This is a genomic window from Shewanella sp. TB7-MNA-CIBAN-0143, assembly GCF_040310065.1.
In the GTDB taxonomy this organism is placed as follows: domain Bacteria; phylum Pseudomonadota; class Gammaproteobacteria; order Enterobacterales; family Shewanellaceae; genus Shewanella.
In genome coordinates this window covers 80,515-106,626 of sequence record NZ_JBEOPL010000002.1, presented here as the reverse complement: position 1 = coordinate 106,626, position 26,112 = coordinate 80,515, and the positions used below count along the sequence as shown (strand labels likewise).

Below are 26,112 nucleotides of genomic sequence, written 5' to 3'. Positions count from 1 at the left end.
AAATGACAATCTCCGCCTCTGTATTTCGTTTGCTATCAGTATGTGTTTGATAAATGATTGCTAATAAGTGTTGCTGTAAATAAATATGTTACGGCTTGAGTGACTATTAACCTTGTTGCTTAAATAAAGATTAATCATCACTCATTTTATCGATTAACTATTACTGGCGTGCTTTTCGACTGACTCATCAAGTGCACGGTTGAGCAATTGTTTATCTAACTGCTTACTGGTGTCTACGCCTAATTGCTGCATGTAATGCGCTTGTCTAATGACGTTACCTTTGCCCGAAGACAATTTTGCCATGGCACTTTGATAGCTTTTATCTGCCGTATCTAGGGCGCGCCCGAGTTTTTCCATGTCTTCAAGATAGCCGCATAATTTGTCGTAAATACGACTTGCTTGTTTGGCGATATTTTGGGCATTTTGATTTTGGTACTCATAACGCCATATATTATTGATAGTACGCAAAGCCACTAATAAATTAGTCGGACTCACCAGCATAATATTTTGCTCTAAAGCGAAATTAACCAAGCTCGGGTCGTATTCAATGGCCAGTAAAAATGCCGGCTCAATAGGAATAAACATTAGCACATAGTCCAGGCTCTTAAGGCCATGCAACTTATGATAATCTTTTTGACTAAGGCCTTTAATATGCTGCCTAATCGATAATGCATGTTCTTTTATGGCTTGGTCGCGAATAACTTTGTCTTCGCTATTAAAATAACGTTCGTAGCTGACGAGCGACATTTTTGCATCGATTACTACGTCTTTTTGCTCGGGTAAATGCACAATTACATCGGGCTTAAAACGTTTGCCGTTATCGTCTTTTAAATCTTGTTGGGTTTGGTACTCATGGCCTTCGCGTAAACCACTTTCTTGTAGTACGCGCTCTAAAATAACTTCGCCCCAATTACCTTGCTGCTTGTTGTCACCTTTAAGCGCTTTGGTCAGGTTAATGGCGTCTTGGCTCATTTTTAAGTTGAGATCGCGCAAATTATCTAATTGATGTTTCAATGCGCTACGTTCAGATTGCTCATGAGTATACGACTCTTGAATTTGACGTCTGAAACCTTCTAATTGTTGTTTCAGTGGCCCGAGAACACCGTCAATTTGCGAGACATTTTGTTGTTTAAAGCTTTCACTGCGTTCTTCAAAAATCCGATTAGCCAGGTTTTCAAATTGCAGTTTAAGGCGTTCTTCAGCAGACTCGAGAAGCACGATTTTATCTTGTAATGACTTTTGCTCAGTTTCTGCTTTGACCAAAATCGTTTGTTGCACCGCGTTTGACTTGGCTAAGTTGAGCTGCGATTCCATTAAACGATGTTGCGTGTCGACCATTTGTTGCTCGACGAGGTTAACCCTGTCTGCTTTGGTTTCTGCGCTGGAAAGTTGGCCAATCAAATCTTCTATCTTGCTTTGCAGATGATTGCTGTGATCGATTTTATCATCGAGATTATCTTGTAATCTCGACATTTCTATTTGAACTTCGTTGAGCTGTTGAAGTGTTTGTTGTTCATGTTGAAGTTTAAGCTGCTCCCATCGTTTACGAGTTAATCGTTGATTGATTAGGGCGCCAATTAAAAAGGCAACAAACGCGACAGCAATCACAGCTGCAATTTGAGGAGGAGTTAACGACACTGCAAAAGGCATAACAAAAACCGATAGAAAATAATGGTTAAGGGTCGCACGGCTAATAAGCAGCTGCAAGGGGTAAACTAAGGATTTAATGAAATATTGTTGTTAATGATTAAATTTAAATCTACTCGCAATATTGGTGCGTACAGACAACTATGATGACATGCTCAGTGTGCTATTTTGCGAATAGATAAAGGTTAGCGGTTTTTTAGTTGTTTTTAACCATCAGCTGAAATAAAAATAGCTTTTTACCTGTCTATTGAGAGACGTAAGGCAGATTATAGTGACACTTGGCTGTCGACAAATATTTTAACGAGGTGATTTATGACCGGTAAAAAACGTTTTACTCAAGGCATACAAAAACGTGCTTCTTGGCATATTCCTGATAACCAAGTTACGCCTGAGTCGGTATTTAATGATCGTCGTAACATTATTAAAGCCTTAGGGTTAGGTGCATTAGGAGCGAGTTTACCTGGTCAGGTTCAAGCCGGTATTTTTGATTTGTTTGGCGAGCAAAAAGCACAAAATCCTTTTGTCACTCAAGGATTGCAATACGCCACACCTGCCAAATTTGTGTTACCTAATCCTAAAACCCCTGAAGACAAGGTGACTCGTCACAATAATTTCTATGAGTTTGGTACCAACAAATCGGACCCAGTTGATAATGCCCAAGGGTTTAAGGTTGATCCATGGACGCTAACCATCGATGGTTTAGTCGATAAACCGATTACCCTAGATTTACATGAGCTGACAACCCGTTTTGCCCTTGAAGAACGCACTTATCGCTTACGCTGTGTTGAAGCTTGGTCGATGGTGGTTCCGTGGGTCGGTTTTTCGTTAGCTAGCTTACTTAAACAAGCAGGCGTGCAAAGTAATGCGACTCACATTGCTTTTGAAACCCTGTTTGACCCGGACCAAATGCCTGGGCAAAAGAGTCGCTTAATGGGTGGTGGGATCCATTATCCGTATGTTGAGGGTTTAACGGTTGCCGAGGCAATGAATGATTTATCGTTTTTAGCCGTAGGCTTATACGGTAAAACCTTGCCGCCACAAAATGGTGCCCCAATCCGCTTAGTCGTGCCTTGGAAATATGGCTTTAAAAGTATTAAGTCTATTGTGCGTATTCGGGTGATGGATAAACAGCCTCCGACAAGCTGGAACCAATTGGCCTCGAGTGAGTATGGTTTTTACGCCAATGTAAACCCAGAAGTTGACCATCCTCGTTGGTCGCAAGCATCTGAGCGAAGTATTGGTGAAGGCGGCTTATTTTCTGCTAAACGTATTCCTACGCAAATGTTCAATGGTTATGGCGATTCAGTGGCCGATTTATACAAAAATATCGATTTGAGGAAGTTTTACTAATGCGGATAAGCCCTCGAGGTCTGTTTTGGTTAAAGGTGTTGTTGCATATTAGCTTTTTATTGCCAGCCTTTTATCTCGTGGCGCTAGTGTTAACTGACAATGCGGGCGGCGATCCGGTGCAGTATATTATTCACTATACCGGCATGGGCGCGATCAATAGCCTGTTAGTGACGTTGCTTATTTCGCCCATCGCCAAGCGTTTTAAAATAGCAGCGCTGATACAAACTCGTCGATTAGTGGGCTTGTATGTGTGCGCCTATGCGTTGCTGCACATCAGTGCATTTATTAGCTTAGATTTGTTGTTTGCGTGGGGATTATTGTTTGAAGAGGTCATAAAGCGGCCTTATATTTTAGTTGGCGCGGCGACCTTGATTATCATTTTATTACTGGCGATAACCTCTCCGAACCGGATTAAACGCAGTATGGGTAAACGCTGGCAATCATTGCACAATTGGATTTATCTGGCTGCAATATTGGCACCTATCCACTTTTATTGGTCGGTAAAGTCTGAAATTATTGAACCTAGCATTTATATTGCGCTATTTGCGGTGCTATTGTTTTACCGCAAAGACAGTATTTATAAATGGTTGAAGCCGAAAAAATAACCCAAACTATGGCTAACGCCTCAATCTTTGATTGAGGCCGTTGGTTGAAAATGCCGCAAACACGGTAAATATCATCACTGATATCATGATAATGGCCAATCTTAACCAAGGCTGTTCGAGTGCAATGCGCATATCGATGAAATTGAACGTGGTTACCGCCCACACAAATACCACGCTGATCAGTAACCCCAGTTTGAGTAATGTACGCACAAATGAATGTCTAATGAACATCAACAATGGTAAACAAATGGCGATAATAGCCATTATATGCTGATCGAATCGTAAGAAATGTGCGCCCAATAATAGGTAAGCCAAGCTAATAATGGTTACTCGCCACCACATACCCATTCTCCTCAATAACGTGCGATAACAAATGTCATCAGTAACGTAGTCAATAACATCATTGCCAGTATTACTAGCGTATTAATTGACCTTGACTGACGCAGCATAACGTTAAATGGGGGCCGAATCTTGATTGTGGTTCACATATTACTTAATTACATCTGCTTAGAATATTAACGACTATCAAACCGATCTTTGTTCCGCTAACGGCGTTGCGCCTTGTTAGCAAAACAAATGACCTTTATTTTGCAGCTTCTAAAGCGGCAATTTTAGCCCAAACCTGTTCTGATTCAGCCGTGAGTAATGAATAGGTTTTAATATCGCCTTTACGCTGGGCTTGCATGGCTTGTTCGAGTATTAAATCATAGCTTTTACGTAATTTTTTGACTGGGTCTGGCTTTAAAAATGAAAACATTGTGTAACCCTTAGTAATGATTATTTGCATATGGTACGAGTGCTGTGGGATTTCAGCCCAATATCATTCACGCTCTTTTCCACTATGTCCCTCGTTATGCACATCGTATTACTGAGGATACAGCGAGTTATTGCTCAAAGGATATTGTGGTTGGCCTTATGGATATTGATTCATTTTCACTATAAAAACAAATCATTACCGTGCTGGTAATGAACGGCATCGAAAGATTAGTGCTGCTAAATTATCGTTAGAGTTACTAACTCTGAGGTTAAAATAGAAATCGTTTCAGTGATAAATTGTTATTAATTATCAATGTGATAGATTCTCTATCACTCACACTTTCAAAAACCTATTGCCGATAGGTTTTTAGTTTGACATACTATTGCGTACTTTGTTAAGAGAACTTTGTAATGCAATTAGGCGATCTAGAAAAGTTAGTACTTCAATTCCTTTGGTCTGAAAAAGAAGCCGATGCGAAGCGTGTTCATATTGCAGTTGGGATGAGTCGTGGTAACTCGTTAAACACGATTCAAACTACATTAGATCGATTATTTAAGAAGAGTCTGTTAAGCCGAACTAAGCAGGGGCATGCACATTTGTATACCGCTATAGTCGATCGTGAATCGCTCATCGCCACGTTAATTACAGATGTTACAGCCGATTTTATCGAAGATGGCGAGCATAGTCTTATTGCTGCTTTTGCTTCCTCGTCAGCCAATCTCGATGATGCTCAATTTGAAGCGTTGGAAAAACTTATCGAACAGCAACGCCAGTTACGTAGCAGGAAAATATAAGATGCTAGAGGGTAACGAGGCTATTTTGTTGAATTTAATGAGTGTTGCAATAACGGCTTTCGTTATCGTGACGATATTAATATCTGCCATTATCCCGTTGATTAAAAATAACCTCAATTCATTTGGTTTTATTGCTCGAAATCGAACGTTATGGCTATTAGCAACCGCGCCTTGGTGGATAGCTTTATGTTGCGTTGTCATATTTTTTCCACGTCAAGATACTAATAATGTAATCGCTTTGATGGAAAAAATTGCTCATTGGCACCATATTGATGTGTTCAAGTTTACAAGCTGGCATGGCTTAACGTTGGTTGTTGCAGCCCTCATATTGGCTGTGATGGTTAACCTTGCGTTTGTTCAAATTCGTCGACACTCAATCGCGATGCACAACCTTTTTAAATTTTCAGATGTGCAACCTATAAGTTGTGATAATAATCAGACTATTTTTTCTATTGCATCAAGCATTCCAGCAGCTTTTACAATTGGCTTGATCAAGCCTAGGGTTTATCTTACCACTGGATTACTTCAACAACTTGAACCATTGGCTCTGGATATCATTATCCAACATGAATTAGCACATGTACGTGCAAGAGATCCTCTATTTAAAAGTATTTACTCTTTTTTCTGTCTGCTTTATCCAAAGCCAATTCGGCGCATTTTACAACAGCATTTTACTTTGCTCACAGAACAACAAGCAGACTCCGCCGTAACGGGTTATCACGATAACCTTGATGTGGCACAAACATTAATTTCAGTCGCCAAGAAACAACGTCAGTTTCCTCATCGTTGTGAGGGGAGTGTGGTTAGTCATTTTAGTCATGATCAAATTACTTTGCGGGTACAAAAGCTTCTATCACCACAGAGCCAAATATCCGAACTTACTCTGGTATTTACGGGACTGTGTTTTCTAACTGCAATGCTGTTTACGGTATTAATGGTAGATGGTTTTCACCATCTAATTGAAACTTATTTCATCCATTAAATCAGACTATGAATCAATCAATTCGTTAGAACCGTAAAAGTAAAAAACCGATGACCAACTGATTTATTTGTTTTGCTTACCACACTCCACTATATCGAATGTTACATACCCATAAGGAAGTTATTTTGACTGAAACAGACACTTTGGAGCCATCCAATGCTAAGTAAATTATCAAGCTATTGCTTGTTCGCAATCCTCATTGGTTGTGCTTTTATCAGTATCGACGTATTTGCCCATGGGGTTGATGACAACACTCGAGCTTTTTTAGAACAAAATAGTGGCGTGCAGTTTGTACCTTTTCTCTACATTGGTGCTAAGCACATGATTACCGGCTATGACCACTTATTATTTCTGGTTGGTGTTATCTTTTTCTTATATAGAAGCCGGGATGTTTTCTTATATGTCACGATGTTCACTATTGGCCATAGCACTACCTTACTACTTGGTGTTTTAGGTGATATTCAAGTTAATGCCTACCTCGTTGATGCGATTATTGGTTTATCTGTCGTGTACAAAGGATTTGATAACTTAGGCGGCTTTAAGCGTTGCTTTAATTGGCAGCCTAATACCCAATGGGCAGTATTAATTTTCGGATTGTTTCATGGTTTAGGTTTAGCGACTAAGTTGCAGGAGTTCAATTTACCAAAAGAAGGCCTTTTTACCAATTTAGTGGCCTTTAATATTGGGGTAGAACTGGGTCAATTTGCTGCGCTAGTGGTTATTTTGATTGTCATTAATGTATGGCGAAAATGGCCTTCATTTCAGCGTTTTTCTACGCTTACAAACACACTACTAATGAGCGCGGGTGTCATGTTGATTGTGTATCAACTGACTGGCTACGTAATTAACAAATAAAAAGAGATAAATATGCAACATACAGTCAGCAGCAGTACGTTAATTAAAGCCGCTCTATCGGCGATTGTCGTAGCAGGCATTGTTTTAGTTACGCTAATTTTACCCGCCGAATACAACATCGATCCGACTGGGATTGGACAAAAAATAGGTGTCACAGTATTAGCGCAAGCGGCAGAACCAGAAGTGCAACAAAGCGCTCCTGCCGAAGGCTCTAATGAGTTTCAAACGATAGAAGTGATGGTACCTGCAGGGCGTGGAATAGAATATAAATTCGACATGCAACAATTTGAAAAAATGACCTATGAATGGATAACAGATGGGACGGCTTTATTTGTTGACCTCCATGGTGAGCCAAAGGGAGATACCTCAGGATATTACGAAAGTTATGTCATCGCGACGTCGGCTGATATGAAAGGTAGTTTTACGGCACCTTTTGCTGGTTCCCACGGATGGTATTGGAAAAATAAGTCTAATCAACCGGTAGCAGTACAGTTATTGGTAAAAGGACAATACAAAGTCATCGGTTTAAAATAATCGGTTGAAAATGATCGGTTTAAAATGATCGATTTAAAATAATAAGGGGAAATTTATGAGAATATTACTTTTTACCATGGTGCTTTTGAGCAGCTTTATCAGCAGTTATTCGCTGGCACATTCAAGCCATGGCCATATGAATGATAATGCTGTCATCAGTGTTGTCATCAAGTCTGCAAAACAAATGACATTTAAGGACTTCGGCTATGCGGTTGGTCAGCTTCCGGTATCATGGAAAAATATTACCGTTGCAGATGTAACGGTCTTTAGCGTTACAGGAGGCGTTTATATTGTGAGTGCCACTAATACAGAAGATAAAAAGACGTTATATTTTCAAATTGCTGACGATGGTGAAGTCATGGCTGTATCTGAAAGTAACACTTTTAAATAATTGATAAATAGTTTTGGACACAAACTTAATGTGTCCAAAACTAACGTTGATTCAAAAACAAAACAAGCACTAGCTAAATTATTTCTCACGCCCAATATACTGATATAAAAACGATTTACTTGTTCTCTTATTCGCACTTCATTTGACGTTGTAACATCATATTCTACAATCTGAAGATTAGAATTCTCGGTTCATTTTTTCAAAACTCTTGGTCAGAACATCTATCGAATTTTGATCTAAATGACGAGTAATATCTTCTGTCAGTTGTATATGCATGCGATTGTGGTGCTTATGGAGCGCAATGCCTTCGCTTGTTAATCCAACTAATATTGAACGTCTATCGTCTTCATGTGGAGAGCGAGTAATGAGTCCAAAATTTACCAGCCTCTCTACCTGAACCGTTAAGGTGCCAGTGGTAATTGCAAGCCTATCTGCTAGCTCTTTCATTCTCATGGAACCGTGAGAGCCTAACACCTCAATGGTGTGCACTTGTGCCAGTGAATAACCGGTATCTTTAACGACAGACTGCTCCCAAGAAGACAGTTTGTCGTAAAACTCTATGATTAAATTATTCAAAGAATGCATAAAGGGCCTTAGCAGTAATTCACTTCGATAGTTAAGTGGCTTAGCTTATCAAACTTATTCAATAAGTGTTTAAATGATTCAACGTTGGTATCTGTGGATGTGCAGATTGCGATAGAGGCAGAATAATGATCTGCACTAATTCTCCAAATATGAATATCGGTGACCTTGGTTTGTTCATCATCAATAGTATTAACAATGTCTAATTGATAATCTTCGTCGATATTTTCATCTAATAGAATAGGACTCGTTTGCTTCATTAAACCTAGAGCCCATTTAGTAATCACCACCGCACCAACGATCCCCATGATAGGATCTAACCAATACCATCCAAGGAATTTTCCTACCAAAAGTGCACAAATTGCTAACACCGATGTTAATGCGTCAGCGAGTACGTGGAAGTAAGCTGCCTTCAGATTGTGGTCGTTACCACTATGGTGCTCGTGGTCATCATGTTCATGGCTATGAAGTTTGTGGTCATCATGCTCGTGGCTATGACGCTCGTGGTCATCATGTTCATGGCTATGAAGTTTGTGGTCATCATGCTCGTGGCTATGAAGTTTGTGGTCATCATGCTCGTGGCTATGAAGTTTGTGGTCATCATGTTCGTGGCTATGATGCTCGATACTATGACGCTCGTGGTCATCATGTTCATGGCTATGAAGTTTGTGGTCATCATGCTTATGACTATGATGTTTATGGTCACCGTGGTCATGGCCGTGATGTTCATGACCCAATATAAACATACTGGCTATGTTGACGACTAGACCTACGATAGCCACAAGAATTGATTGGTTAAATTGGATCTCAATAGGTGACCATAAACGGTGTAGAGATTCAACCAGCATAATAATAGCGACAATGGCTAATGCGATAGCACTTGTATATCCACCGAGAACGCCGACTTTGCCTACGCCAAAAGAGAATCGGTCACTATTAGCATGCTTTTTTGCATAGCTATAGGTGAATAGCGTAATACAAAAAGCGGCTGCGTGAGTCCCCATATGCCAACCATCAGCGAGCAGAGCCATAGAGCCATATATCGTCCCCGCTATCACTTCGATGGCCATAGTGATGACTGTGATAACAAGCACATACCAAGTACGTTTGACATTTTGCTCGTTAACGGAGGTGAAATTGTGTTGGTGGATATATTTTTCGGCAATTTTATTCATAAGAAAATAGTTTGATTATCAAGTAATTCTCGATGTTATATTGTTTGATAGTCAAAGTATATAGGTTGGTTATCAATTTTAAGCATTCAAAAAGCTGATTTGAGAGTCTTGTTTCGGATTATCTTTTTGATTAATAATAGCATTGCAGTTTTTTCAGGGGAGGGAGTAAGATTGCAAGAGATAAAGCTAGAAGTGTTTTACTGTGAAACGTTAGCATTACGAGGATTTGTTGAAAAGTTATGGTTATAAACACAAGAATACTTTCTTTGGCATTTACATTGTCTATGATTTGCTCTTGCTCTACGACTCCACCAATTGTTGTTCATAACGAATACGGTGAGATGTCAGCTGACAACGAACTGTTTCGAAAAGAAGCGAGTGATTGTGCGTTAGAAGCTAGGCAAGGTGTTAGTAGTGCAACATTAAATGAAAACTCAGAAGAGCTTGAAGTCGCTTTTGCTAGTATTCAACTTTTATCTTTTTTTAGCGCAAACGCTTCATGTATAAAATCAAAAGGTTGGCGTATTAAAGAGTAATATTAATACGAGACTATGGCGTCAATAGTTAATTTAAGATTTTGGCGCTTCCCATAAAACACCATCTCTTAGCATCGAATTTAAGCTAATAACCATCTTTTTGATGTAGGCAATAATAGCCACTTTGTTTGGTTTTTCTGCAACAACTAATCTTTGATAAGTCCCTTTGGAAACGAGGTTAGATTGTATCGCTGACATCATGTCATCGATTTGTTTATTTGTGTAACCCTGTTCGACCATCAGCTTGGCATATTCTAATTTTTGCAGAGGGCTGACAGTGACTTTCATTTTTCTAATCATGATAAATACCTTTAAGATTTTGCTTATTTTAAGCTATAAATCTCTACAGTTTCATTAGACCATTACATACATACATACAGACGGCTGTTAATCATAACTGCATCACACCTGCGACCGTGCAAACAAGTAGCCAACACCGCGCACAGTAATAACACGACGAGGCTGTTTAGGGTCGGTTTCAATCTCGGCGCGTAACCTAGATATATGCACGTCGATAGAACGGTCGAAGGCTTCCAAATCTGACCCTTGAAGTCCATTCATGAGTTGGTCGCGGGTTAATACTCGCCCTACGCCGTCTGCAAGTATCGAAAGAAGTTGGAACTGATAGGAGGTAAGGTCGCAGCGTTTGCCGTCTATCCGTGCCTCCATAGCATCCTTGTCGACTTCTAGTGCGCCAAAGCGAACGACATTGACGGTTTGCGAATGTGTACCTCGGCGCAATATGGCACGTAGCCGAGCGAGCAATTCTCGCGGTTCAAATGGTTTGGGCAAATAATCGTCAGCCCCCATTTCTAACCCCAACACACGATCAAGCGGGTCGCCCTTTGCAGTGAGCATTAAAATGGGAATGGCTTCGGTTGCCCTGAGTGTTCGGCATACTTCCAAACCATCAATATCAGGCAACATTAAATCAAGAATTGCCGCTCGAAAATTTCCTTGTTGCTGCAAAGCTAATCCAGAAGAACCATCTATTGCAGACGTGACAGAGTACCCCTCTTTCTCAAGATACTCTTTGATCATTGCTGCGAGACGTTCATCGTCGTCGATTAGCAAAATGTTGTCAGTCGTTTTGGTCATAGGCATGCCCATATTATGCCACATTTTTTAAAACTCTCTAGCTTTACATTACTTTACGTCGCAGAAAAATCAGAGCACTGCAGTCGTGTTGTTATGACGATAGACAAGTGGGGCAACTGCCAATACCGCGATGTGCGGCCACACAAACACTATTAAGTGAGAAAGTGCGAAGTGCTGTTGGGGATTCATTCCCAATAGGTATTAAGATTAATTCCACCGATCAATTAGAAGGTGGTTTAACGCAGGAAGATCCATTAGCCGCTATCCGAATATTTGATCAAACTTCATTAGACTTGATAGAAATAAGCGGTGGATCTTATTTCCCCGGAGCAAAATATAGCTCTGATTCATCTACAAAAGACCCTTATTTTGCAGAATTTGCAGCCACAGCAAAACGCGTAACAAATGTGCCTATAGCCGTTACTGGAGGGTTTAAAACCTATACTCAGGCATTAAAAGTAATAGAATGTGGCGCTGTTGATTTTGTTGGATTAGCGCGTGCGTTAGTTATAGCCCCTGAACTTGCGAAAGACTGGTTAATTGGGACGGCAACTGACCCTAGTTTTCCTCGATTAAAGGCGTCACCTCAAGGTGGAATAACGGCTTGGTTTACCATGCTGTTAACCGCGATAGCTAATGATAGCGAGGAAAGTTTTGAGCTTGAATTATTACCTGCACTGCATCTTTATGAAGAGCTTGATGACGCTCGTTGTGATAAATGGATGCAAAAATTTGAGATTAAATAATAGTTAATTAATTTACATTATTGATATTGATACATTTTCATCACGTAATATAAATGACGCTTTTAATGGTTTGATAAGTCGCCGAGATAGGTGTTTCTCAGACGCTCAAACTACTTACCCTAACGGTTACCGACAATGTTATCGACAATGTTACCGACAATGTTATCGGTATTGAGCCAGGCAATTTGTTCGATAATTCGTTAGGGAGTTAGATAATTAGTTAGATTATTTGTTATAAAAATTCGTTAAAGAATAAATTCTAAAGCCTGATTATGCAGAACATTGTTCCAGTTGAGCCTTTTTCTTATTCATTTGCAGATAACTTAACAGCCACATCATTAAGCCGCCGGCAAATAACACTGCCGCTACATAACCTGTCTCGTTAGGCATTGCGCCTTGTGCGATAAACATGCCGCCCACCCAAGGACCGATAGCATTGGCGGTGTTAAATGAACATTGTACTAATGCCCCTATCATCGCGTGACCATTTGGCGATACGTCCATCAGTAAGGTTTGAATCAGTGTCGCTAAACCCACACTGCAGCCAATAAAGAAAATTACCGCATACAATAGCCAAATATTATGGCTGGCACTGACGTAAGCAAGCGAAAATATAATCGTACACACTAAGGCAATACCAGTGGTTTTTAAGGCTGCGCGATCGGCTGCTTTGCCTAATACGTAATTGCCTAAGGTACAACCAATGCCAAACATTACCATCGCGATTGAAATGGTGTATGCCGGCGTTTCCGTCACCACTAAAATGGTATCGGCGATGTAAGTGTAAATACAAAATACACCACCAAAACCAATAATCACAATGCCAAGAATTGACCAGACCAACTTATTCTTTAATACGCTAAACTCATTGATTAAATTTGATGGTTGGTTGTTTTCAATTTTAGGGAACACCACATATACGCACACTAATGCAATTAAGGCGAGGACAGATGCACCCGCTAAACAATAGCGCCAGCTTAAGTTTTGGCCGACTAAAGTGACAATGGGAACCCCTACAATGGTGGCTATGGTTAGGCCCATAAACACTTTAGACATGTAACTTGCACGTTTATTTTGAGGAGCAATATCGGCAGCCAATAAAATAGCGGCACCAAAATAAGCGCCATGGGGTAGGCCACTTAAAAAGCGAAATACAATAAGCTGTTCAAGTGAGGTTGCCATGGCACTTAAGCCATTAGAGATAAACATTAATGTCAGAAATATTGCCAAGGCATGGCGTTTTTTCATGTTGGCTGTGGTCAGCATTAAAATAGGGGCGCCGACAACAACGCCTATCGCGTAAGCACTAATCGCATAACCACTTTGTGACGGTGTTGAGGAAAATGTCTCACTAATTAATGGCAGCATTGGCATCATTGAAAACTCTGATAATCCCAATATAAATGTGCCTAAGGCTAACACTAACAAAATGGCGGTAGTATTCAGTTGGCTTGGTAATGCTGCAGCCGGTGTCATAAAAAATCCTAGTGGTGATAATAAAATACGGTGAATTTAACAATTGATGTCGGGCTAAACCACTGAGCTAAGCCCGTTTGTGCATGACAAAAACTAACGTGCTAATTACGGCATATTAGTCTTGCCAGCGCTGCTTAATGTATAAAATACTGGGTAAAGATTGCTGAAATAATGTCACTAATTGCGGGTCAAAATGTATGCCGCTTTGGTCATGTAAAAATGCCATGGCTTTGTCGACAGTCCATGCTTCTTTGTAAGGGCGTTTACTGGTGAGAGCATCAAATACGTCGGCAATTGCCACAATACGTCCTTCAATAGGAATATTTTCACCTTTAAGTCCATGAGGGTAGCCGCTGCCATCCCACTTTTCGTGGTGAGTCATGGCGACGACTTTGGCTAAGGCGATCAAATCTGAATCTGATTCACCTAGAATTTCGGCGCCGATTTCAGGGTGCTTTTTCATGATGGCAAATTCTTCATCGGTGAGCTTACCCGGTTTAAGCATAATGCTGTCGGGAATACCAATTTTACCAATATCGTGCATTGGTGCTGCATGGAGTAAATTGTCGGCGGCCGATTTTGATAAACCATAGGCGAGGGCAATGATTTTAGAAAAATGGCTCATGCGCATCACATGCATACCGGTTTCGTTGTCTTTGTATTCTGATGCTCGGCCCAAGCGTTGAATGACTTGTAAACGAGTACGGCGCAAATCGTCTGCCTGCACTAAAGACAAATGAGTACGAACACGTGCTTTAACCACCGCTGGGGACACGGGTTTAGTGATGTAGTCTACCGCGCCAACATCAAAGCCTTTGGCTTCATCTACTTCGTCACTTAACGCCGTAACAAAAATGACCGGTACTGCTTTGGTGCGTTGCTCTGTTTTTAGTTGCTGACAGACTTCAAAACCAGTCATACCTGGCATCATCACGTCGAGTAAAATCAAATCAGGCAGGTCGCGTTCAATTAAACGCAGAGCTTCTTCGCCACTTTTAGCAAATATCAGCCTGTACTGATCCTCAAGCATTTTCTTTAATACTCTGAGGTTAGCGGGCTCGTCGTCGACAACTAAAATTGTCGGCATACGGTCTTGGTTGTTATATATCATTCAATTCAGTCTTTTTACTGTGCAGTAACATCGGACTCAAGAGTATTGAGTTGTGTTATTGCTTGTTCGAATTCAAAGTCGTCTAGAGCATGTTGTATGTTGATACATTGCTGTCGGTATGCCGCCGGAGTGGCTGCAATTAGTGTATCGACATCGTGTTCATTGTATTGATTTTCTTTTGCAGCTAAGCGAATAAGGTTAATGATTTGGATGAACTCATCGACGCTCATAGGAGCTTTTTCTGCGGCTTTATCTGGGTGTTGACTGATATCTTGAGTGCTAAGATAGGCTGCGATGCGCGCAAAAGCCTGTTCAATCTTTGGCAACAAGGTCAGTAATTCTGTGCTGGATTTTGTCATGGCTGAGCGTTCAGCATCGCTAAATAACCGTGTCAGTTGCATTAGAGCTAAATTGCCAGACAGCCCTTTGAGTCCATGCAGTTGTTGACTAATAGCTGGCCAGTCGGCAGTTTGTATTAATTGTTTAAGCTGTTGGTTGCTATCGTGTTGTTTAGTCATAAATAGGCTGATTTCTTTCACGAGAGTCATTTGATCTCCCCACATCGAAGCGCCTTTTTTCTCATTAACCACTTGCCTGTTGTCGATATCAACAGCGGGGTTATCGACGGCCACATTGCTTTGTTCAAGTTTCAATACATGGGCAATTTCATGATTAAGCAGCATCATATCGATAGGTTTGTTGGCAAAACCATCCATGCCGGCATCCAAGGCTGCTTTTTTGTCTTCAGGCAATACGCTGGCCGTTAATGCAATAATTGGCATATGCGGTAACTGTTCATTTTGCTCTTGTTCACGACGAGTACGCGAGGCGGTTAATCCGTCCATGATAGGCATTTGCACGTCCATCAATACAATATCAATTTTGTCGCTGCGCATCCGCAGTAGGGCTTGTTTACCGTCGCGGGCAGTAATGATGCTATGACCTTGGCGCTTCATCATAATGGTGAGCAAATCAATATTTTGCTGAATGTCATCAACAATCAAAATGGCCAATGGTTTAATGTGACTATTTGTTAACGGGGTCAACGTGCTGTTGATGTGTTTGGGCGCGGTTAATGGCAAGGCAAAACCAAAACAACTGCCTTGGCCAAATGTGCTTTTGGCGGTAATTTTGCCACCCATTAATTCAACCAATTGTTTGCTGATGGTCGTACCAAGACCTGTGCCACCAAAACGACGATTCATGCTGGCATCTGCTTGAGCGAAGGCATCAAACACTAAGGTTAATTGTTCTGGCGTCATGCCAATACCGGTATCGTTAATGGCAAATTCAATGCAACCGCTTGGTTTAACGCTCACATCGATACTGACACCCCCTTCGGCGGTAAATTTAATCGCATTGCCAATTAAATTAGTCAATACCTGACGAATTCGGTCTGGAGCACCATGATAGGACATTGCCACATCTGCTGATACATTCACATTTAAGAACAGACCTTTAGAGCTAGCTTGTAACCATAAAGTCGATACCACCGAATCAATTTCTTCAATAACAGAGAAATCGCGTAATTCGAGATCGAACTTGCCTTTATCTAACTTAGCACTATCGAGAACATCGTTTAATAGGTGCAATAAAGACTTAGCAGACTGATTAATGGTACGTAAATGCTTTTGCTGTTCAGCGGGTAGCGAATCGTCGAGTAAAATGTCGCTAAAGCCAATAATGGCGTTCATTGGGGTGCGAATTTCGTGGCTCATGTTCGCTAGGAATGCCGAACGAGCTGATGCTGCTTGTTCCGCTTTGTCTTTGGCAATTAATAAAGATTGCTCCATTTCTTTGCGATCGGTGATGTCCATAATAAAGCCGTCGAGCCATTTATCTTGTACATCTATCCCGTCAACATGAGCACCATAACCGAGCAACCAGCGAATATCGCCGTTGGCATTATAGATACGGTATTCCAGCTTAAACACTTGCTCTGTGACGACTTGATTACCTATTTGCTCAAGGTCATCTGGGTGTACGTGTTGGTAAAAATGACGTTTTGGTGTTGCGCCTATATAGTCGCTTGCTGGATAACCGGTGATCTTTTCAACCGCGTCGCTAATAAATACCATTGGCCAGTTTTCAGTATTTAAACAGCGATAGGCGATACCGGGAATATTGGCGATAAGTGAGCGAAACTGGGCTTCGCTTTTAATTAGTGCACGTTGCATTTCAATACGGTGACGTAAGTCGCTTATGTACATCACAAACAGGCTTTTACCTTCAATACATGCATGACCAATAGATACCCTAACCGGAATGACCGTACCGTTAACATGTAGCGCTTCTACATCGCGGCCAGTACTTTTTTGCTGCGCTATGTTGTGGTTAAAAAAACTGTCTAAACGGGCGTTAAATTCTTCGATAAATGGGCCTGGTATAAAGTCACGAATATTTTGGTGACACACATCTTCAAGTCGCCAGCCCAGGAGTAATTCTACCGCTTGGTTGCCGCTTTCAATACGCCCTTTAGCGTTAAAGGTAATGATACCGTCAACGGCGGTACTAATGGTCGCGCGGTAGCGTGCTTCAGATAATTTGGCTTGGTGTAACGAGGTTTGGTATTTAATCAGCATGTTGACGCCTAACACCAATAAAATAATCACCACCGTAATCGTGGCAACGGCAATGCCTAAATACAGTGACATTTTTGTGGTTTGTTCAGAAAATTCAAATCCTGGTGGGCGGACAAAACGAGCCGCAGCCATACCGATGTAATGCATGCCGGAAATAGCGCAACCCATCACCATCGCCGCAATCGCATTTTTATGTAATTCACTTAAGGTAAAGCGACCTAGATGGTTCAAGCTAAAACGTATCCACAGTGCGACAATGGCCAAAATAATGGCAATAACTATTGATAAGCCAAAATAGAATAAGTCGTAACGTAGTAGGGGAGCCATTTCCATAGCCGCCATGCCGACGTAATGCATGGTGCCAATACCTGCACCGGTCAATATACCGCCCACCACAAACTGGCTTAGTTTTGGTTTGGCTGTTGATATGACATTTAAGGCTACCCAAGATGCGGCAATACTCGGAATAAACGATAACGCGGTTAAGCCGATGTCATAGCTCACCGGAGTGCATAAACTGAACGCTAACATGCCAATAAAATGCATCGACCACACACCGCCACCAAGTGCAATACTGCCGCAGCTGGTGAGTAAGTATCGTTTATATTTATTGAGCGTTAATACCGCTTGCGACGCGACTTGTAATGCCATAAACGAGGCGAAAACCGCGATAGCGATAGAGATGAAAACGACTATAGGTTGAAAGTCACCAACGACTAAAAGGCTTTCATCTGTAACGGAAAATAGTGTGCGAATTGTCTCAAGCATAATAATTAGATGAATGTCACTTTTAGATAAGTATAAGGAAGCTATCGGCTTGGAATTAAAAAACATCAGTATTTGTTCGATTTTTAACTAAAGCTTGCGCTAGATCAACGTTTAAATGATTTAGTGCGGGTTGTGGTTAATAGTTTTGTGTTTTTCAATTCCATTCTGTAGTTAACTTACACGATATTGTTGTAATAATGTTAATAGTTGGTGTTTAGGTGTTTAGGTGTTTAGGTGTTTAGGTATTTAGTTTGGGCTATGGTTAATTTTTCGATTTCGTCTATCGTTTCAATTATTGCTCCGGTTATCACTCCAGTTCGTCGTTCACTTTTGTTTATTGTTTTTAGGGGGCGTTAAAAAGTCGTTTTAATAAGGTTGTTTAGACATCATCATCCAACCGTTATTGACAAAAATGAATGCGTTACTGTCAATATTAGCCTTTGCTGTAAACATTACTCACCATGCCTCTTTAGTCTAATGTAGTGCTTTTTTACTTGTGAGTCAGGCCGTTAATTGGTTAGCTGGAGCATGACGAAGCACATGCAAGGAGGCTTTAATGGTCAATCAACATCAAGCACAACTACCGCTTACTCAAAGTGAATATCATGGTGTCACTTCAACGACGCTTACCGATAAAACCATTGGTCAATATTTTGATGATATTGCCAGTGCTTACCCAGACAATCTTGCGGTAGTCGTTCATCATCAACAAATCCGCTGGAATTACCGTGAGTTTCAAGCAAAGGTTGATGCGCTTGCCACCGGCTTATTAACGCTAGGTATTCAGCCCGGTGATAGAGTCGGCATTTGGTCTCCTAACAACATTGAGTGGTGTTTAACCCAATTTGCTACGGCTAAAATTGGTGCCATTATGGTGTGTATTAATCCGGCTTATCGGCCTGAAGAGCTGGAATACTCTTTGAGTAATGTGGGCTGCCGAGCGGTGATTTGTGCCGATAAATTTAAGTCCAGTGATTACTTACAGATGTTAAATGAGTTGCTGCCAGAGTTAAGCACCAGCACAGCAGGTAAGCTCAATACACTCGCACTGCCTGAACTCGAGTATGTTATTCGAATGGGCACCGACCGCACTCCCGGCATGCTCAACTTTAATGATTTGCTGCTGGAGGTTAACGACGAAGCTCAACATGTGTTGGCCACCATTGCTGACTCTCTCGATACTCATGATGCGATTAATATTCAATTTACCTCAGGTACTACAGGTAGCCCTAAAGGCGCGACGTTATCGCATCACAACATTTTAAATAACGCTTATTTAGTGGCTGACGCCATGGGCTTTACCTCAACTGACAAGTTATGCATGCCGGTTCCTTTATATCATTGCTTCGGCATGGTGTTAGGCAGTTTAGCCTGTGTTATTCATGCTTCAGCAGCTGTGTATCCCGGTGAATCTTTTGATCCTCTTACCACGTTACAAGTAATCGCAAATGAGCGCTGCACAGCTCTACATGGCGTACCAACCATGTTTATTGCCGAATTAGAACATCCACAATTTAACCAGTTTGATCTTAGCTCATTGCGCACAGGCATTATGGCGGGCGCCACATGCCCCGAAGAAGTCATGCGCCGAGTACAAGAGTTAATGTATATGAAAGAAGTGCTAATTGGTTACGGACAAACCGAATGCAGCCCGTTAAATCACATTACTGAAATTGACTCCCCAATCGAAAAACAAGTGCTCACCGTTGGCCGAGCATTGCCGCATACCGAAGTGAAAATCATCAATGAATTTGGCGACGTGGTTGCTATTGGTCAACCCGGTGAAGTGTGCAGTCGAGGTTACTGCATCATGCAAGGGTATTGGAATGATGCAGTCAAAACGGCTGCAACCATCGACAGCGCAGGCTGGTTACATTCGGGCGATATCGGCCAAATGGATGAATTAGGCTATGTGCAAATTGTTGGCCGTATAAAAGACATGATTATCCGCGGCGGTGAGAATATATATCCGCGTGAAATTGAAGAAAAACTTTATAGCCATAAGGACGTGCAGGATGCTGCCGTGTTTGGCGTGCAGAGTGACAAATACGGCGAGGAGGTATGCGCGTGGATTAAGGTCCGTGCCAATGCCGACATCACCGAAGACGATATTCGTCACTTTTTAACCGAAAAGTTTGCCTATTTTAAAGTACCGCGCTACATCAAGTTTGTTGACCAATACCCAATGACAGTGACGGGGAAAATTCAAAAATTTAAGATGCGTGAGTTGATGTATCAAGAGTTACATGAAGCCATAAATTGATATTTTGCGTGTAGTCATTAAAGCCCAGTGTTGAGTTATCGCACTGGGCTTTAATATTGATGGGCAATCTATTTGCAAGTGAAGTTGATATTACACGCACAGACAAGTAACGCATTAAATAGCAGCGTCATAAGCATTGGCATAATTGAAACAGCCTTACTTTCGATAAACAGTTTGAGTTTAGGTTTGAGTTTAGGTTTGAGTTTAGATTTGAGTTAAACACAGTTGTAAACAAATGATGTTTTCTCGATAGCATATGGTGAGTGATACCATTGCCAGCTTATATTTTTATCGGCTGAACACCTCAGCGTTAGCGCTTTTTCAGCTGGATATAATCGACCCATTGTTGGAGTTATTTTGAATAATACTAAAGGTAGTCTTTTTATGGTTGCTGCTATGGCGGCATTTTCTATTGAAGACATGCTGATTAAATCGGCAGCCGAAACCACGTCTATTGGTCTGATTTTAGCGTTATTTGGATTGGGCGGAATGTTGATTTTTATGCTGCTGACTTGGCGTAAAGGGCAAACAATTTTACACCCAGCGATATTGTCTACGCCAATACTCATCCGTGCGGTGTGCGAAGTTATTGGTCGTTTCTGTTTTGCATTGGCTATCACGCTAACGCCTTTATCAAGTGCATCGGCTATTTTGCAGGCCACTCCGTTAATCGCAATGATAGGTGCCGCTTTATTGTTTGGTGAACAGGTTGGTTTTAAACGCTGGATTGCCGTATTGATTGGTTTTTGTGGCGTGTTGATGATTATTCGCCCTGGTCTTGATGGCTTTGAAGCAACGTCTTTATTTGCAGTTGTCGCGACCTTAGGTTTTGCGGGCCGTGATTTAGCCACTCGCGCAGCTTCACCAGTGTTGTCTAATATGCAACTTGGGGTGTATGGTTTTTTTGTGCTAATTCCAGCAGGCATTGCCATACAATTATACCAAAACGAGCCATTACAACTTGGTTCCACTGCAGCAGTGCAAATTATCGGTGCAATTGTGTTCGGGGTGATGGCGTATAATGCCCTCACAATCGCTATGCGCGCGGGCGATGTATCGGTTATTTCTCCTTTTCGTTATACCCGTTTATTATTTGCTTTAGGTTTGGGGATATTTATATTTGGAGAATCGCCAGATTTAGCAACCTTACTTGGAAGCCTGCTGGTGGTATTAAGTGGCGGATATACCCTAATTCAAACCCGTAAAACAGTCTCAGCAAGTTTGATAAAAAATAGCGCATGAGCAGAGTGAATTGATTCACTCTGCGGTAAGGCATAGCAAAGTTAAACACTATAAGATTAGAGATGACCAGGTTAGAGATGACTAGGTTAGAGACTAACGATAGATAAAATGTTTCGCATAAGCTTGATGACGGATAAAAAGCGACTAACGTTAAATTAACGGTGCAAGGTTCATTTTTGTAAATCGGAGGTTTTTGATCTAAAGCTCATACTCTGTAGCGTGAAATGTCATATTTTGTTGCGTGACAACGGTAGCAAATAAAAGTGGCTACTCACTAAATACTTTCATTTATTAAACGATAAAAATCAATAACAAAGACCTAAGCTTATTTTCCGTTATACTGCCTTACCCGCTACAGCCCCATATTAAAGAGGTATCAAAAATACCATGGATATCAAAGGAACCTGCATTTCATCTACAGCAGATGAGCACGGCCCCATTTATGTTTATCAAACAAGAAACAGCCGCATTCTCAGTTTTGATGGAAAAATCTATCAAAGTTGCATGAAAATCAATGATATTAATGGATTACATCTAGGCTATACCCAAGCCATGATGGCAGGTTTATTTTTTATTCCCGCAGTAACAACAGCCACAATCATGGGGCTGGGTGCAGGTTCAATGGCTAAAATATTGCTCAGTAGCTTCGCCGATTTGAAGGTACATGCAGTTGAATACCGTGAAGCCGTCGCGAAGGCTGCGAAAGAGTTTTTTTACTTACCTGAAACTGATCGTCTTGCTATTCATATTGACGATGCGGTGAATTACATTAAAAATACCGACATAAAAAGCGATATTATCTTTTCAGATCTATACAACTCACAAGGTATGGAGCCGAAACAAGTACAATCATCCTACTTACACGATTGTAAAAATGCACTCAATCAACAAGGGGTTTTTGTGCTCAATATCTGGCATACGTCAGCTGAATTACGCCAAGAATTAGATGAATTGCTCGCGCTCGAATTTGAAAATCGATTACTCAGTTTTGACGTTGAAAGCGGCAATACCATTGTGCTCGCATTCAAAAGCGACATTCCTGCGATAAAAAGACACGATCTACTGGCGAAAGGCAAAGCGTTACAAGAGCAAATGAGTATTCCAATGGAACGTTACGCCAACTTACTCTGCGATGCACAAGGTTGATAGGCTATCGATTGTTATCTTAGATGACGTTTATCTTAGGTGATTGTTATATTAGATGACGTTTAACTTAGATGATTGTTATCTTAGATGATTTTTATTTTAGACGACTTTTAACTTAGATGGTTTTTATTTTAGACGGTTGTTAGTTCATATTCTGAGGCGAAATATTTTAATGTTGTCGCCGCGAGTTTTGATGACTGGCTTATCAAGCCAGCCTTATACATTGGCCCCAAAAACAATTTCTTGTTTTGAGTCTAACCACATTGGGTTTTGTACCATCACCTTGCTGAACATTCGACTCTGTAAATAGTGATTAAGCCATTGTCGTAATTTGGGGTAGGGTGATTGTAAATACCATTGTCGCTCAACTCTGGCAAACTGACGAATAAACGGCATTAATGCTAAATCTGTCAAACTTGGTTGGTCAGACATTAAATATGAGTGCTGGCAAAGCCTTGATTCGAGATCAGCAAGATAACGCTCACATTGTTGTCTATCTTCTATAAGCGACGGTTCATGGTAACGTTTAGAGCAGCGGTATTTCTCTAAATGTCCTTTGAATTCATTATCAAATATCGCAATAACCGCCAACATTTCAGTTAACGCGTTTGGCGTTGCTTTTTTAACATAATCGTCAGGGTCTGTTTGTGAAAAAGCCCATAGCATGATGGATAAACTTTCATCGATGACCTGATTATCTGTGGTGACTAAAACTGGCACTGTACCTTTTGGCGACACCGTAAGCATTTCTGCAGGTTTGTTGCTTAACACTAGGTCGCGCAGGTTTACTTGCTGTTTGGATGCATAAATAGCCAGTCTGGCGCGCATTGCGTAAGGACAATTTCTCAACGAATAGAGTACAGGTAATACCATGATGTTGTTTATTATCTCTCAGTCAGGTAATGCAGTTAGCAAAATAATCCTGTTCATTTTATCACTAATACCTAACCCTTTAAATATTGATTACGGGAGTCTTTTTTGAAGATTCAGATGTATTGTTTGAAGCTCATTTTTCTAGGTTAAGTGTTAAATGATTAGCTTCAGAACAAGAGTATTAAACGATTAAAAATCAGCTTTTATAGAGTATTCATTACCTTGATATAGGTAACGAATAACGCTATGAGATATAAGAAACTGCGCCTTGTTATCCAACACTTATGGCGCTATTTTTCGTTTAACGTTAGGTCTTGAACCACAAACCTCTGGCGTAAAAGACAGTTGTATTACATACTTTAACGACTGTTCAATTATGCGGTAGTGCATTCATGCAGGGTTCCTCTACTGAGAAAACACTTGAATACAAAGGTCATGTTGTTTTTAAAAAACTTACTATTCCAGCTTTTAAGCGTTTTGCTCGAGAATTTACGTCTAACGAAGCATGTTTTGCTTTTTTTACCGAAGGTGAGTACCAGGTGCGTACTGCAACAGGAGTATTGACGGTAAACCGTGATATTGGCTTGCTTGCCAAATGCGTCAATTATTTCTATGAAACCGTAAGTGGCCAGTTAGAGCAAGGCCGTGGTGAGGTGATTGGTGTTTTTTTGTTTCCCGATATTTTTCAACGTTTATTCCATTTCGATTTCACCCAATCGGACTATCAAGTCGATTACGACTTAAAGCAAGTAGAAGTGGACCAATTGTTGACACATTTTCGGGACAGTATTTCTATATTGCTCGACACACCTGATTTGGCAACGCCCTTGATGATAGAAACCAAGTTACGTGAATTTGTGTTGTTGATGACCCAAAAGGTGTCAGCCCCATCAGAATTAGATTTTTTAGCATCGATGTTTAAGCCTAATTTTGTCAAATTCGAACAAGTTATCCAACATCACTTATTCAGTGATGTAAGCATCGATGAATTGGCCGCGTTGTGCCATATGAGTGTGTCGAGCTTCAAACGAAAATTCAACGAGGTTTATGGACAGTCCCCTAAAAAACATATCAGCCAATTAAAAATTGATAAAGCCATTAGTTTGCTAGACGAACCAAGCTCTCGGGTTTCCGACATTGTTTTTCAAACAGGCTTTGAATCTATATCAACCTTTAATCGTGTGTTTAAAAAACATATCGGTTGCTCGCCGTCTGAGTATCGCCAACGGCAATCCCCTTAATATGTAGCAATGGAGATCGCGTTAATTCGTTTTGGACTAAATTGACCATCAACTGAGCTTTTCTGATAAGTACCTATACAAGTTATTGCGTAGACTAGCCTCATTAAATGTAACTAACACTTTGCAAACGAAGCAATGAGCATGGGCAACAATTTTAAAAAACGATATGGTGACTGGGCATTGTGTAGATAAGGTTTTCGCCAAAGTGTTAACCTGTCGCCACTATGTTTGAATACTGTAGAACTTAACGATTAATAAAAGAGAGAATGTCATGATTAAAGTCAGTGTATTGTACCCAAATAGTGAAAGTGCTACTTTCGATATGGATTACTACTGTAAAACCCATTTACCACTTGTTGCAGATTTAGTAGGTGAAGCACTTATTTCAGCCAGTGCAGACCTTGGCCTTGCTAGTGTTGTACCCGGTGAGCCTCCTATGTACATCGCAATGGGTCATCTTACATTTGAATCTGTAGAAACATTTAAACAATCATTTGGCCCACATCAAGCTGTGATAGCGGCAGATATAGTTAATTTCACAAATACCCATCCCGTGATACAAATTAGTAACATTGCTCAATAATATTATGCCTGTCTAATGTACGTTGCCCTAGTATTGCCATTTTAGCGTCTTAAATGCGTAAAATCATTTAGGACGCATTGGTATTAACCTTACCGTCTAATTCGCGATGCGACTGTTGACTATAAATGCGTCCCACCGCAGCTTTATTCCCAGTCCATCTATTGGTGAAGTTACTATCGATGCTTACATCGGAGTGACAGTTCCAAAACGGTGGTTTTTATTCAATCTGCAACTTGTACTCCCCTTATAATTTTTGTTATCTAAAGTGTGTATTTGACCATTAACAATGCGCACCAAACTTAAAATGATTTAGTATCACTTTGTAGGTATTTATTGTTATAAGTTATAAAAACAAATAATTATTTAGTATGATCTATTCGTTAAAATCACCCTGTTTTCGCTTCAATATAACCTTTTGGTAGTATCTAAAACGTGGTTTTTGTCTCCATAATATCATCGCCTGATTCATTTCGATGTTACTAGCCAATACAGCCTATTTTGTCCGATCTCGCTATTTTTATTTAGGTGTCATTCAAAAGAATTACGAAGCTAACCTATTGAGTAGTAACGATGAAAATATGACTTTTTATTGATCTGACCCCGTATTATTTTAATAGATTGATGTTGAAGGATTTCCCCCGCCAAAAACGCGTTTAGCGTTACTTTTATGATTTTTTGCCTCTTGAATTTAACCATGATTTTTCTATGGTTAATAGCAGGCGCATAAGTAAATATCTCGAGTGCTGTAAAAGTGAGACATAGCATTGTGTAGCCG

At 40.7% G+C, this 26,112-nt stretch carries 24 protein-coding genes and 1 pseudogene; 14 read left to right on the top strand and 11 right to left on the bottom strand.

Going from position 1 to position 26,112, the window contains the following annotated elements; genetic code table 11:
* Nucleotides 1-153: 153 nt before the first annotated feature.
* Nucleotides 154-1,650: a DNA recombination protein RmuC gene (rmuC, locus tag AAEY97_RS01905; RefSeq protein WP_101087970.1), complete on the bottom strand. Its 1,497-nt coding sequence runs from the start codon at nucleotides 1,648-1,650 to the stop codon at nucleotides 154-156.
* A gap of 309 nt (nucleotides 1,651-1,959) precedes the next feature.
* On the opposite strand from rmuC, the gene msrP reads away from it, so the two are divergent.
* Both msrP and msrQ read left to right on the top strand, forming a co-directional pair.
* Entirely contained in the window at nucleotides 1,960-2,997 is a 1,038-nt protein-coding gene (msrP, locus tag AAEY97_RS01900) for a protein-methionine-sulfoxide reductase catalytic subunit MsrP (protein ID WP_101087972.1), read from the top strand.
* Nucleotides 2,997-3,602 (top strand): protein-methionine-sulfoxide reductase heme-binding subunit MsrQ, encoded by a 606-nt coding sequence (msrQ, locus tag AAEY97_RS01895; RefSeq protein ID WP_101087974.1) that lies wholly within the window; start codon nucleotides 2,997-2,999, stop codon nucleotides 3,600-3,602. The genes msrP and msrQ overlap by 1 nt, the downstream gene beginning before the upstream one ends.
* A 12-nt stretch (nucleotides 3,603-3,614) precedes the next feature.
* On the opposite strand, the gene AAEY97_RS01890 is transcribed toward msrQ, so the two are convergent.
* Complete coding sequence (locus AAEY97_RS01890; protein ID WP_102037716.1) at nucleotides 3,615-3,944, bottom strand: hypothetical protein; 330 nt, start codon at nucleotides 3,942-3,944, stop codon at nucleotides 3,615-3,617.
* Nucleotides 3,945-4,185: 241 nt separating this feature from the next.
* Nucleotides 4,186-4,359, bottom strand: coding sequence for a DUF6435 family protein (locus AAEY97_RS01885; protein ID WP_157822828.1), 174 nt, complete (start codon nucleotides 4,357-4,359; stop codon nucleotides 4,186-4,188).
* 410 nt (nucleotides 4,360-4,769) lie between these two features.
* On the opposite strand from AAEY97_RS01885, the gene AAEY97_RS01880 reads away from it, so the two are divergent.
* From AAEY97_RS01880 to AAEY97_RS01860, 5 genes are all read left to right on the top strand, one after another.
* Nucleotides 4,770-5,153, top strand: a complete 384-nt coding sequence (locus AAEY97_RS01880) for a BlaI/MecI/CopY family transcriptional regulator (RefSeq protein ID WP_101087978.1) — start codon at nucleotides 4,770-4,772, stop codon at nucleotides 5,151-5,153.
* 1 nt (nucleotide 5,154) lies between these two features.
* Nucleotides 5,155-6,135 (top strand): M56 family metallopeptidase, encoded by a 981-nt coding sequence (locus AAEY97_RS01875; protein WP_335692302.1) that lies wholly within the window; start codon nucleotides 5,155-5,157, stop codon nucleotides 6,133-6,135.
* 156 nt (nucleotides 6,136-6,291) lie between these two features.
* Nucleotides 6,292-6,990, top strand: a complete 699-nt coding sequence (locus AAEY97_RS01870) for a HupE/UreJ family protein (protein WP_101087982.1) — start codon at nucleotides 6,292-6,294, stop codon at nucleotides 6,988-6,990.
* Nucleotides 6,991-7,002: 12 nt separating this feature from the next.
* Nucleotides 7,003-7,524 carry a hypothetical protein gene (locus AAEY97_RS01865; protein ID WP_011637972.1) on the top strand — a complete coding sequence of 174 codons (522 nt, stop codon included), beginning with the start codon at nucleotides 7,003-7,005 and terminating at the stop codon, nucleotides 7,522-7,524.
* A 55-nt stretch (nucleotides 7,525-7,579) separates the two neighbouring features.
* Nucleotides 7,580-7,915, top strand: a complete 336-nt coding sequence (locus tag AAEY97_RS01860; RefSeq protein ID WP_350996147.1) for a DUF6488 family protein — start codon at nucleotides 7,580-7,582, stop codon at nucleotides 7,913-7,915.
* A gap of 177 nt (nucleotides 7,916-8,092) precedes the next feature.
* Here AAEY97_RS01860 and AAEY97_RS01855 read toward each other — a convergent pair whose 3' ends face one another.
* Together AAEY97_RS01855 and AAEY97_RS01850 are read right to left on the bottom strand one after the other, a co-directional pair.
* On the bottom strand, nucleotides 8,093-8,500 hold the full coding sequence (locus AAEY97_RS01855; protein WP_350996144.1) for a MarR family winged helix-turn-helix transcriptional regulator: 408 nt from the start codon (nucleotides 8,498-8,500) through the stop codon (nucleotides 8,093-8,095).
* An 8-nt stretch (nucleotides 8,501-8,508) separates the two neighbouring features.
* Nucleotides 8,509-9,672: a cation diffusion facilitator family transporter gene (locus AAEY97_RS01850; RefSeq protein WP_350996141.1), complete on the bottom strand. Its 1,164-nt coding sequence runs from the start codon at nucleotides 9,670-9,672 to the stop codon at nucleotides 8,509-8,511.
* Nucleotides 9,673-9,911: 239 nt separating this feature from the next.
* Between AAEY97_RS01850 and AAEY97_RS01845 the strand changes: the two genes are divergently transcribed.
* Nucleotides 9,912-10,208, top strand: a complete 297-nt coding sequence (locus AAEY97_RS01845) for a hypothetical protein (protein WP_162022766.1) — start codon at nucleotides 9,912-9,914, stop codon at nucleotides 10,206-10,208.
* A 33-nt stretch (nucleotides 10,209-10,241) separates the two neighbouring features.
* On the opposite strand, the pseudogene AAEY97_RS01840 reads toward AAEY97_RS01845, so the two are convergent.
* Both AAEY97_RS01840 and AAEY97_RS01830 read right to left on the bottom strand, forming a co-directional pair.
* Nucleotides 10,242-10,409: pseudogene (locus tag AAEY97_RS01840) on the bottom strand (IS110 family transposase); the annotation flags it as partial.
* A gap of 201 nt (nucleotides 10,410-10,610) precedes the next feature.
* On the bottom strand, nucleotides 10,611-11,306 hold the full coding sequence (locus AAEY97_RS01830; RefSeq protein WP_350996137.1) for a response regulator: 696 nt from the start codon (nucleotides 11,304-11,306) through the stop codon (nucleotides 10,611-10,613).
* A 107-nt stretch (nucleotides 11,307-11,413) separates the two neighbouring features.
* On the opposite strand from AAEY97_RS01830, the gene AAEY97_RS01825 reads away from it, so the two are divergent.
* Complete coding sequence (locus tag AAEY97_RS01825; RefSeq protein WP_350979669.1) at nucleotides 11,414-12,052, top strand: beta/alpha barrel domain-containing protein; 639 nt, start codon at nucleotides 11,414-11,416, stop codon at nucleotides 12,050-12,052.
* A 270-nt stretch (nucleotides 12,053-12,322) separates the two neighbouring features.
* Here the strand turns inward: AAEY97_RS01825 and AAEY97_RS01820 are convergent, their stop codons facing one another.
* The 3 genes from AAEY97_RS01820 to AAEY97_RS01810 all read right to left on the bottom strand — a co-directional run bounded on the left by AAEY97_RS01820 (nucleotide 12,323) and on the right by AAEY97_RS01810 (nucleotide 17,989).
* Entirely contained in the window at nucleotides 12,323-13,528 is a 1,206-nt protein-coding gene (locus tag AAEY97_RS01820) for an MFS transporter (RefSeq protein ID WP_350996134.1), read from the bottom strand.
* Nucleotides 13,529-13,643: 115 nt separating this feature from the next.
* Nucleotides 13,644-14,639, bottom strand: a complete 996-nt coding sequence (locus tag AAEY97_RS01815) for a response regulator (protein ID WP_174839634.1) — start codon at nucleotides 14,637-14,639, stop codon at nucleotides 13,644-13,646.
* 14 nt (nucleotides 14,640-14,653) lie between these two features.
* Nucleotides 14,654-17,989, bottom strand: a complete 3,336-nt coding sequence (locus AAEY97_RS01810) for an MHYT domain-containing protein (protein WP_350996131.1) — start codon at nucleotides 17,987-17,989, stop codon at nucleotides 14,654-14,656.
* A gap of 556 nt (nucleotides 17,990-18,545) precedes the next feature.
* Between AAEY97_RS01810 and AAEY97_RS01805 the strand changes: the two genes are divergently transcribed.
* The 3 genes from AAEY97_RS01805 to AAEY97_RS01795 all read left to right on the top strand — a co-directional run bounded on the left by AAEY97_RS01805 (nucleotide 18,546) and on the right by AAEY97_RS01795 (nucleotide 22,640).
* Nucleotides 18,546-20,252: an AMP-binding protein gene (locus AAEY97_RS01805; protein ID WP_350996128.1), complete on the top strand. Its 1,707-nt coding sequence runs from the start codon at nucleotides 18,546-18,548 to the stop codon at nucleotides 20,250-20,252.
* Nucleotides 20,253-20,609: 357 nt separating this feature from the next.
* Entirely contained in the window at nucleotides 20,610-21,494 is an 885-nt protein-coding gene (locus AAEY97_RS01800; RefSeq protein ID WP_350996125.1) for a DMT family transporter, read from the top strand.
* 387 nt (nucleotides 21,495-21,881) lie between these two features.
* Nucleotides 21,882-22,640, top strand: coding sequence for a spermine/spermidine synthase domain-containing protein (locus tag AAEY97_RS01795; protein ID WP_350996122.1), 759 nt, complete (start codon nucleotides 21,882-21,884; stop codon nucleotides 22,638-22,640).
* 216 nt (nucleotides 22,641-22,856) lie between these two features.
* Here the strand turns inward: AAEY97_RS01795 and AAEY97_RS01790 are convergent, their stop codons facing one another.
* Complete coding sequence (locus AAEY97_RS01790; RefSeq protein WP_350996120.1) at nucleotides 22,857-23,513, bottom strand: glutathione S-transferase; 657 nt, start codon at nucleotides 23,511-23,513, stop codon at nucleotides 22,857-22,859.
* Nucleotides 23,514-23,905: 392 nt separating this feature from the next.
* Between AAEY97_RS01790 and AAEY97_RS01785 the strand changes: the two genes are divergently transcribed.
* Together AAEY97_RS01785 and AAEY97_RS01780 are read left to right on the top strand one after the other, a co-directional pair.
* Nucleotides 23,906-24,754 (top strand): helix-turn-helix domain-containing protein, encoded by an 849-nt coding sequence (locus AAEY97_RS01785; protein WP_350996117.1) that lies wholly within the window; start codon nucleotides 23,906-23,908, stop codon nucleotides 24,752-24,754.
* 271 nt (nucleotides 24,755-25,025) lie between these two features.
* Nucleotides 25,026-25,337, top strand: a complete 312-nt coding sequence (locus AAEY97_RS01780; RefSeq protein WP_182745289.1) for an EthD family reductase — start codon at nucleotides 25,026-25,028, stop codon at nucleotides 25,335-25,337.
* The last annotated feature ends 775 nt before the right edge of the window (nucleotides 25,338-26,112 follow it).

Bases quoted from the DNA above. Each gene is read 5' to 3' on its own strand.
- rmuC (WP_101087970.1), bottom strand. From the start codon at position 1,650: ATGCCTTTTGCAGTGTCGTTAACTCCTCCTCAAATTGCAGCTGTGATT.
- msrP (WP_101087972.1), top strand. From the start codon at position 1,960: ATGACCGGTAAAAAACGTTTTACTCAAGGCATACAAAAACGTGCTTCT.
- msrQ (WP_101087974.1), top strand. From the start codon at position 2,997: ATGCGGATAAGCCCTCGAGGTCTGTTTTGGTTAAAGGTGTTGTTGCAT.
- AAEY97_RS01890 (WP_102037716.1), bottom strand. From the start codon at position 3,944: ATGTGGTGGCGAGTAACCATTATTAGCTTGGCTTACCTATTATTGGGC.
- AAEY97_RS01885 (WP_157822828.1), bottom strand. From the start codon at position 4,359: ATGTTTTCATTTTTAAAGCCAGACCCAGTCAAAAAATTACGTAAAAGC.
- AAEY97_RS01880 (WP_101087978.1), top strand. From the start codon at position 4,770: ATGCAATTAGGCGATCTAGAAAAGTTAGTACTTCAATTCCTTTGGTCT.
- AAEY97_RS01875 (WP_335692302.1), top strand. From the start codon at position 5,155: ATGCTAGAGGGTAACGAGGCTATTTTGTTGAATTTAATGAGTGTTGCA.
- AAEY97_RS01870 (WP_101087982.1), top strand. From the start codon at position 6,292: ATGCTAAGTAAATTATCAAGCTATTGCTTGTTCGCAATCCTCATTGGT.
- AAEY97_RS01865 (WP_011637972.1), top strand. From the start codon at position 7,003: ATGCAACATACAGTCAGCAGCAGTACGTTAATTAAAGCCGCTCTATCG.
- AAEY97_RS01860 (WP_350996147.1), top strand. From the start codon at position 7,580: ATGAGAATATTACTTTTTACCATGGTGCTTTTGAGCAGCTTTATCAGC.
- AAEY97_RS01855 (WP_350996144.1), bottom strand. From the start codon at position 8,500: ATGCATTCTTTGAATAATTTAATCATAGAGTTTTACGACAAACTGTCT.
- AAEY97_RS01850 (WP_350996141.1), bottom strand. From the start codon at position 9,672: ATGAATAAAATTGCCGAAAAATATATCCACCAACACAATTTCACCTCC.
- AAEY97_RS01845 (WP_162022766.1), top strand. From the start codon at position 9,912: ATGGTTATAAACACAAGAATACTTTCTTTGGCATTTACATTGTCTATG.
- AAEY97_RS01830 (WP_350996137.1), bottom strand. From the start codon at position 11,306: ATGACCAAAACGACTGACAACATTTTGCTAATCGACGACGATGAACGT.
- AAEY97_RS01820 (WP_350996134.1), bottom strand. From the start codon at position 13,528: ATGACACCGGCTGCAGCATTACCAAGCCAACTGAATACTACCGCCATT.
- AAEY97_RS01815 (WP_174839634.1), bottom strand. From the start codon at position 14,639: ATGATATATAACAACCAAGACCGTATGCCGACAATTTTAGTTGTCGAC.
- AAEY97_RS01810 (WP_350996131.1), bottom strand. From the start codon at position 17,989: ATGCTTGAGACAATTCGCACACTATTTTCCGTTACAGATGAAAGCCTT.
- AAEY97_RS01805 (WP_350996128.1), top strand. From the start codon at position 18,546: ATGGTCAATCAACATCAAGCACAACTACCGCTTACTCAAAGTGAATAT.
- AAEY97_RS01795 (WP_350996122.1), top strand. From the start codon at position 21,882: ATGGATATCAAAGGAACCTGCATTTCATCTACAGCAGATGAGCACGGC.
- AAEY97_RS01790 (WP_350996120.1), bottom strand. From the start codon at position 23,513: ATGGTATTACCTGTACTCTATTCGTTGAGAAATTGTCCTTACGCAATG.
- AAEY97_RS01785 (WP_350996117.1), top strand. From the start codon at position 23,906: ATGCAGGGTTCCTCTACTGAGAAAACACTTGAATACAAAGGTCATGTT.
- AAEY97_RS01780 (WP_182745289.1), top strand. From the start codon at position 25,026: ATGATTAAAGTCAGTGTATTGTACCCAAATAGTGAAAGTGCTACTTTC.